Here is a 1,686-nt window from a genome sequence, read left to right on the forward strand (position 1 = left end):
CAATGCAAGTATATAACGAGAAACAATTTCCACCATATGGCTGGAAAGAATCTATGGTTATTATTTGAATTAATTGTAAAGGGTTTTTAAAAGGATAGCATTTCTGAGATAGTTATATTATTATAGAATATAGCAGTACTAATGAAAAGGGAATATATTTTAGTATAGAGGAGCTGAGATAATGTGGAAACATTTATTTCAAGATCACATATTAGGAAGAGGATTAGATTATTTTATTCGTAATCTTGTTGAAAATGTATATGTTAAAGACAATATAATAGAGGCTACTGCATATGGAACTGAAGAATATAAAGTTGAGATTGTGAAAAAGAATGATGAAATAATAGAATTAAGTTGCAACTGTCCATATGCAGATGGTGGAAATAATTGCAAGCATATGGCTGCAGTATTATTTTATTTGGAGGATAAAGAGAGAGCCTTAAAAATAGAAGATATAGAAACAAGCATCACTAAATTAGTAAAAGAAGCAGACTCTGTTCTAGTTGAAGATTTTTTGATCGATATTCTGAAAAATGATGAAAAATTATTAAATAGATTTAAAAGTAAATTACAGTGTGATATTTCACCAACAGATATGAAACGTTATAAAAATCAAATAAATAATATTTTTAGGAGATATGCAGGATATCATGATTTTGTTGATTATAAAAATGCCTGGAGCTTCATATCAGAACTTGAAGAAATTCTAGATAATGATATACAAGCAATGCTAGATAATAATCAACTGACAGAGGCCTTTGAACTTACTAATTATATATTTATTAAAGTTGCAAATCAAGATATGGATGATTCAGATGGTGGAACTGGTCAAATAGCCAACAGTTGTCTAGATATATGGCAAGAGATACTATATAAATGTGATATTAAACTTAAAAGAGAAATCTTTAATTGGTTTAGTGATCATTTGGATGGTTCAGTTATAGATTATATGGAGGATTATATAGAGCAGATTATTTTTGATGATTTTAAAGAAGAAGAATTTATGGAAGAAAAGGTTATATTTCTTGATAAGAAGATAAAAGAATATAAAAAAGAGGACAATTCATGGTTCAATAGTTATAGTCTTGGGGAAATGGTATTACGGCGTATAAATATTATGGAGGAAAGAAAAGTAAATCAAAATATAATTGAAGAATATTGCAGACAAAATCTGGAAGTTAATGAGGTTAGAAAATATTATATTGATATTTGCATTAATAAAAAAGATTATGATATGGCAATTTCCCTACTTAAGGAAGGTAAAGATAAAGAAATGGTTTTTCCAGGAATTGTACTCAATTATAGTTTGAAGTTAAAGAACTTATACAAACAAATTGGAGAACAGAGATTATATGAAGAAGAACTATGGTCATTAGTATTAAACTATAATCAGGGGAATATAGAATTATATAAAGAGCTAAAATCAATTTATACAGATAAAGAATGGCTGGAAAAGAGAGAAATAATATTTAGTAAATTATCTCCTTATAGAGGAATCGATAAACTATATGAGTTAGAAGGATTATATGATAGATTGGTTGATATGGTTATAAACACTCAGGGGCTATATATGCTGATCGAGTATGAAGAAATTTTAAAAGATATTTATCCAAAAGAGCTCCTCAATAAATATGAAAATACAGTAAAGGTTATGGCAACAAATACTTCGGGCAGGGCACATTATAG

At 27.9% G+C, this 1,686-nt stretch carries 1 protein-coding gene; it reads left to right on the forward strand.

The window, feature by feature from the left end:
* Positions 1-181 precede the first annotated feature (181 nt).
* Positions 182-1,686, forward strand: a 1,505-nt coding sequence (locus VK998_RS10250; RefSeq protein WP_325228036.1) for an SWIM zinc finger family protein, incomplete at its 3' end; no start/stop codon positions are given.

Source organism: Schnuerera sp., assembly GCF_035459645.1.
In the GTDB taxonomy this organism is placed as follows: Bacteria; Bacillota; Clostridia; order Tissierellales; family Tepidimicrobiaceae; genus Schnuerera.